The sequence below is a fragment of the Streptomyces laurentii genome, from assembly GCF_040635425.1.
In the GTDB taxonomy this organism is placed as follows: Bacteria; Actinomycetota; Actinomycetes; order Streptomycetales; family Streptomycetaceae; genus Streptomyces; species Streptomyces laurentii.
The window spans coordinates 64,399-70,398 of the sequence record NZ_JBEYHT010000043.1 but is presented as its reverse complement, the minus strand read 5'-3'; the positions used below and the strand labels follow the sequence as shown (position 1 = coordinate 70,398).

Genomic DNA, 6,000 nt, shown 5'->3' with positions numbered 1-6,000 from the left:
GACACACATGACGGCGATCTTCGCGGCTTCCTCAACCGCAGAGATCACCGCCAGCGCGTCACAAAGTGCAGCCGGTCAGTTACCCAACACTTTCTCAGGGCGTGGTGCTGTCGGCCAGGTCGGCGTGGACGACGATGCTGTCGGGGCGGTGGCCGTCGACCGGTTCGCCGCCGCAGGTGATCAGCCGCGGTTCGGGGTGGCGGGTGCGGGATGACCGATGTCTGCACGGTGTCGGTCTTGGCGCCGTCGCCGGTGCCGTCGCCGGTGCCGGTCGCGGCGGACGGGGCCATCCACTCCGTGTCACAGGCAACGTGACAGAGCGCTTCAGCCCCTCCGGGACCCGGCCGTCGCCCCGGCCTCGCCCTCCGCTGCGCGAAGGGCCCCTGTACGCGCTACTACGCGCGTAGATATGCTCAAGTGGTGACCATGCCCACCACTGCATCTGCAGCTCATGCTTTCGCCGACGTGACCGCGTCCGACAGCACGCTGCGCCGCTTCCTCCACGGGCTGCCCGGCGTCGACGCCGTCGGCCTGGAGGCGCGCGCCGCTGCTCTCGGTACGCGTTCGATCAAGACCACGTCCAAGGCGTACGCCATCGACCTGGCCATTTCCATGATCGACCTGACGACGCTCGAGGGCGCGGACACCCCGGGCAAGGTCCGGGCGCTCGCCGCCAAGGCCGTCCACCCCGATCCGACCGACCGTACGACCCCGACGACCGCCGCGGTCTGCGTCTACCCCGACATGGTGGCCACCGCCAAGGCCGCCCTCGCGGGCTCGGACGTCAAGGTCGCCTCCGTCGCCACCGCCTTCCCGGCCGGCCGCGCCGCGCTTCCGGTGAAGCTCGCGGACACCCGGGACGCCATCGCCGCCGGCGCCGACGAGATCGACATGGTCATCGACCGTGGCGCCTTCCTGGCCGGCCGCTACCTGGAGGTCTTCGAGCAGATCGCCGCCGTCAGGGCCGAGTGCGGCGACGCCGCCCGGCTGAAGGTGATCTTCGAGACCGGCGAGCTGTCCACGTACGACAACATCCGCCGCGCCTCGTGGATCGGCATGCTCGCGGGTGCCGACTTCATCAAGACCTCGACCGGCAAGGTCGCGGTCAACGCCACCCCGGCCAACACGCTGCTGATGCTGGAGGCCGTCCGCGACTTCCGCGCGCAGACCGGTGTCCAGGTCGGCGTGAAGCCGGCCGGCGGCATCCGCAACACCAAGGAAGCGATCAAGTTCCTGGTCCTGGTCAACGAGACCGCGGGTGCGGACTGGCTGGACAACCACTGGTTCCGCTTCGGCGCCTCCAGCCTGCTCAACGACCTGCTGATGCAGCGTCAGAAGCTGGCGACCGGCCACTACTCCGGCCCCGATTACGTGACGGTGGACTGATCAACATGGCATCTGCATTCGAGTACGCACCGGCACCCGAGTCCCGCTCGGTCGTCGACCTCGCGCCGTCGTACGGCCTGTTCATCGACGGCGAGTTCACCGACGCCGCCGACGGCAAGGTCTTCAAGACCGTCTCCCCGTCCACCGAGGAAGTCCTCGCCGAGGTCGCCCAGGCGGGCGCCGAGGACGTGGACCGGGCCGTGAAGGCCGCCCGCAAGGCGTTCGAGAAGTGGTCGGCGCTGCCCGGCGCCGAGCGCGCCAAGTACCTCTTCCGGATCGCCCGGATCATCCAGGAGCGCAGCCGCGAGCTGGCCGTCCTCGAGACCCTGGACAACGGCAAGCCGATCAAGGAGACCCGCGACGCCGACCTGCCGCTGGTCGCCGCGCACTTCTTCTACTACGCCGGCTGGGCCGACAAGCTCGACCACGCGGGCTTCGGCCCGGACCCGCGCCCGCTCGGCGTGGCCGGCCAGGTCATCCCGTGGAACTTCCCGCTGCTCATGCTCGCGTGGAAGATCGCCCCGGCGCTCGCGGCCGGCAACACGGTCGTCCTGAAGCCCGCCGAGACCACCCCGCTGTCCGCCCTGTTCTTCGCGGACATCTGCCGTCAGGCCGGGCTGCCGAAGGGTGTCGTCAACATCCTTCCGGGTTACGGGGACGCCGGTGCCGCCGTCGTCGCGCACCCGGACGTGAACAAGGTCGCCTTCACCGGCTCGACCGCCGTCGGCAAGGAGATCGCCCGCACGGTCGCCGGCACCGACAAGAAGCTCACCCTTGAGCTGGGCGGCAAGGGCGCCAACATCGTCTTCGACGACGCCCCCATCGACCAGGCCGTCGAGGGCATCGTCACCGGCATCTTCTTCAACCAGGGCCAGGTCTGCTGCGCGGGCTCCCGTCTGCTGGTCCAGGAGTCGATCCACGACGAGCTGCTCGACGCGCTCAAGCGCCGGCTCTCCACGCTGCGCCTGGGCGACCCGCTCGACAAGAACACCGACATCGGCGCCATCAACTCCGCGGAGCAGCTGGCCCGGATCACCCGGCTCGTCGAGCAGGGCGAGGCGGAGGGCGCCGAGCGCTGGAGCGCCGCGTGCGAGCTGCCGTCGGCCGGCTACTGGTTCGCCCCGACGCTGTTCACGCACGTCACGCAGGCGCACACCATCGCCCGCGACGAGATCTTCGGCCCGGTCCTGTCGGTGCTGACCTTCCGTACCCCGGACGAGGCCGTCGCCAAGGCCAACAACAGCCAGTACGGCCTGTCCGCCGGCATCTGGACGGAGAAGGGCTCCCGCATCCTCGCGGTGGCGAACAAGCTCCGCGCCGGGGTCGTCTGGGCCAACACGTTCAACAAGTTCGACCCGACCTCGCCCTTCGGCGGCTACAAGGAGTCGGGCTTCGGCCGCGAGGGCGGTCGCCACGGCCTGGAGGCGTACCTCGATGTCCGATAACCGTCTGAGCGTCTTCAAGACCTACAAGCTGTACGTGGGCGGGAAGTTCCCGCGTTCGGAGAGCGGCCGGGTGTACGAGGTGACCGACTCGAAGGGCAACTGGCTCGCCCACGCGCCGCTGTCGTCCCGCAAGGACGCCCGGGACGCGGTCGTCGCGGCGCGCAAGGCGTTCGGCGGCTGGGCGGGCGCGACCGCGTACAACCGCGGCCAGATCCTCTACCGCGTCGCCGAGATGCTGGAGGGCCGCCGCGACCAGTTCGTCCGCGAGGTCGGCGAGGCCGAGGGCCTGTCGAAGTCGAAGGCGGCGGCGGTCGTCGACGCGGCCGTGGACCGCTGGGTCTGGTACGCGGGCTGGACCGACAAGATCGCCCAGGTAGTCGGCGGGGCGAACCCGGTCGCGGGCCCGTTCTTCAACCTGTCGACGCCGGAGCCGACCGGTGTCGTCACCGTCGTGGCCCCGCAGGAGTCGTCCTTCCTCGGCCTGGTCTCGGTGATCGCCCCGGTCATCGCGACCGGCAACACGGCCGTCGTCGTGGCCTCCGAGAAGGCCCCGCTGCCCGCCCTCTCCCTGGGCGAGGTGCTCGCCACCTCCGACCTGCCGGGCGGCGTCGTCAACATCCTGTCCGGCAAGGCGGCCGAGATGGGCCCGCACCTGGCGGCCCACCTCGACGTCAACGCCCTCGACCTGACGGGCGCGGACGCCGACCTGGCCCGCGAGCTGGAGATCGCCGCGGCGGGCAACCTGAAGCGGGTCCTGCGCCCGCGCGCCGAGGAGGACTTCACGGCCGCCCCGGGCACGGACCGGATGACCGCGTTCCTGGAGACGAAGACCGTCTGGCACCCGACGGGTTCGCTGGGCGCGAGCGGCTCGGCCTACTGACGGCCCGGCGGTCTGACGGCCCGGCGGTCTGAGGGCCCGGCGGTCTGGGGGCCCGGCGGTCTGAGGGCCCGGCGGTCTGAGGGCCTGAGGGCCTGACCGTACGCGAAAGCCCCCGGCCGGGGAGGCGACACCGCCCGGCCGGGGGCTTCGCCCTGCCCGGATCCGGGGAAAGGATGTCCGGCCGAGGAGCCCCACCGGCCCCACTGGCACCGGACACCAGGCACCCTGACGCAGGAGGATCCATGACCAGTGCGGCCCCCACCGACCCCACCCGCGCTCCCGTCACCCTGCTCACCGGAGGATCGAGCGGCATCGGCGCCGCGACCGTACGGCGGCTCCTTGCGGCGGGCCACCGGGTCGCCGCCACCGGCCGGGACGCGGGGAAGCTGGAGCGGTTCGCGGCCTCCCTCGGCGCCCCGGACACGCTGCTGCTCCTGCCCGGCGACGCGGCCGACCCGGCGGCGGTGGAGGCGGCCGTACGGGCCGCGGTGGAGCGCTTCGGGCGGCTCGACCACGTCGTGGCGAACGCCGGGTTCTCCACGCACGCGACCGTCGCGGAGGCCGACCCGGAAGCGATGCGGTCGATGCTCCTGACCAATGTGCTCGGGCCCGCCCTGCTGATCCGGCAGTCGCTGGACGAGCTGAGGCGGACCCGCGGCCGGATCGTCCTCATGGGCTCGGTCGCCGGCCTCAAGAACACCCCCGGCAACTTCTACTCGGTCACCAAGTGGGCGGTGCACGCCCTCGCCGAGAACACCCGGATGCTGGTGACCGAGTCCGGCGTGGGGGTGAGCGTGATCGCGCCGGGCTTCGTCGACACCCCGTTCTGGGACGCCCGCGGCGGCGTTCCCGAGGACCGCCCGGCCCTGTCGGCCGCCGACGTGGCCGACGCCGTCCTGTGGGCGCTCGGCCGGCCCGCGGGCGTCGACGTCACGACGGTCACGGTCCGGCCCCTGGGCCAGCTCAACTGACCCTCCCGGCCCCTTACAGCTCCTTACGGCTCCTTACGGCAGCAGGCTCTGCGACAGCGGACCCACCACCGGCAGCCCGGCGATCGCGCCGCCCTGGGTGAGGTGGCCGGTGACCAGGTCGGTGCCGATCGGCTTGAAGTCGGCGATCTGGGTGCCGATGCCGTTGTCGAGCGGGTCGACACCGGTGCCGGCCAGCGGGTTCAGCTTGAGCTTGGTCACCGGGGCCAGCCCCTTGCCGACGCCCCCCAGGGCGGCGCCGGTGCCGCTGTCGCCGCCGGTCAGCGTGCCGACCAGCTGCGGCAGTCCGGCCAGCCCGCCGTCGGCGGCGGGGGCGGCCGGGGTCGGGGCCGGGGCGGCCTGGGCGGCGGCGCCCGCGCCGAACACGGCCGCGCCGGCCGCCGTGACGGTCAGTCCGGCCTTCAGCAGGGCCTTGCGGCGAGCGGTCCGGGGGGCTGCGTGACGCGCCATGAGGGTCCTTCCAGGGAGTGGTCGAGCGGCCACCGACAGTAGTAGAGGTGTGATGCTCGATACCAACGAGTGGCCTCGGGGGTCCCCTGCACGGGGGAATGCTTCACACTGGTGTCCCGTGAGTTCCCAACCGATCCCGACCCGGGTCGTCCTGCTGACCGGCCCCTCCGGCTCCGGCAAGTCGTCCCTCGCCGCCCTCACCGGGCTGCCGGTCCTGCGCCTCGACGACTTCTACAAAGAGGGCGACGACCCCACCCTGCCCCTGGTCGAGGGCAGTTCGGACATCGACTGGGACTCCCCCGGTTCCTGGGACGCGGACGCCGCCGTCGCCGGGATCGTGGCCCTGTGCCGTGCGGGACGGACCGACGTGCCGGTGTACGACATCTCCACCAGCTCCCGGGTCGACCACGAGACGCTGGACATCGGGCGCACCCCGCTGTTCGTGGCGGAGGGCATCTTCGCCGCCGACATCGTGACCCGCTGCCGGGAACTCGGCGTCCTGGCCGACGCGCTCTGCCTGCGCGGCCGCCCCTCGACGACCTTCCGCCGCCGGCTCCTGCGCGACCTGCGGGAGGGCCGCAAGTCGGTGCCGTTCCTGCTGCGCCGCGGCTGGCGGCTGATGCGCGCCGAGCGGGCCATCGTGGCCCGCCAGACCGCGCTCGGCGCCCACCCGTGCGCCAAGGACGAGGCCCTGGGCCGGCTCGCCGCCGCGGCCGCGGGCCGCTGCCGCGTCCCCGCGTCGTCCCGGTAAGGCCCGCGCGAACCCGTACACCCCGGCCCGTACGCCCCGACCCCGAACACGACGAAGCGCCGGACAGGTCCCCCGCCTGTCCGGCGCTTCGTCGTGTGA

The 6,000-nt window shown here is 72.4% G+C and carries 7 protein-coding genes; 6 read left to right on the top strand and 1 reads right to left on the bottom strand.

All coding sequences use genetic code 11. The features are described from left to right. The 5 genes from ABZ693_RS24485 to ABZ693_RS24465 form a co-directional block, all read left to right on the top strand. Window positions 1–214 (top strand): hypothetical protein (locus ABZ693_RS24485; protein ID WP_359880998.1); only part of this gene is annotated, 214 nt, incomplete at its 5' end. Between the two features lie 212 nt (window positions 215–426). Then, window positions 427–1,386, top strand: coding sequence for a deoxyribose-phosphate aldolase (gene deoC, locus ABZ693_RS24480; RefSeq protein WP_359881009.1), 960 nt, complete (start codon window positions 427–429; stop codon window positions 1,384–1,386). A gap of 5 nt (window positions 1,387–1,391) precedes the next feature. Then, complete coding sequence (locus tag ABZ693_RS24475; protein WP_359880995.1) at window positions 1,392–2,831, top strand: aldehyde dehydrogenase family protein; 1,440 nt, start codon at window positions 1,392–1,394, stop codon at window positions 2,829–2,831. Further along, complete coding sequence (locus tag ABZ693_RS24470) at window positions 2,821–3,711, top strand: aldehyde dehydrogenase family protein (RefSeq protein ID WP_359880992.1); 891 nt, start codon at window positions 2,821–2,823, stop codon at window positions 3,709–3,711. Before ABZ693_RS24475 ends, ABZ693_RS24470 begins: the two co-directional genes overlap by 11 nt. 242 nt (window positions 3,712–3,953) lie before the next feature. Then, the gene (locus ABZ693_RS24465) at window positions 3,954–4,682 is read left to right on the top strand and encodes an SDR family oxidoreductase (protein WP_359880989.1); all 729 of its coding nucleotides are present in this window, start codon (window positions 3,954–3,956) and stop codon (window positions 4,680–4,682) included. A gap of 33 nt (window positions 4,683–4,715) precedes the next feature. Here ABZ693_RS24465 and ABZ693_RS24460 read toward each other — a convergent pair whose 3' ends face one another. Continuing rightward, window positions 4,716–5,150 (bottom strand): hypothetical protein, encoded by a 435-nt coding sequence (locus ABZ693_RS24460; RefSeq protein ID WP_359880986.1) that lies wholly within the window; start codon window positions 5,148–5,150, stop codon window positions 4,716–4,718. Between the two features lie 52 nt (window positions 5,151–5,202). Between ABZ693_RS24460 and ABZ693_RS24455 the strand changes: the two genes are divergently transcribed. Then, a complete protein-coding gene (locus ABZ693_RS24455; protein ID WP_359880984.1) occupies window positions 5,203–5,901 on the top strand; it encodes a uridine kinase family protein in 699 nt (232 codons plus the stop codon). Window positions 5,902–6,000: the final 99 nt, after the last annotated feature.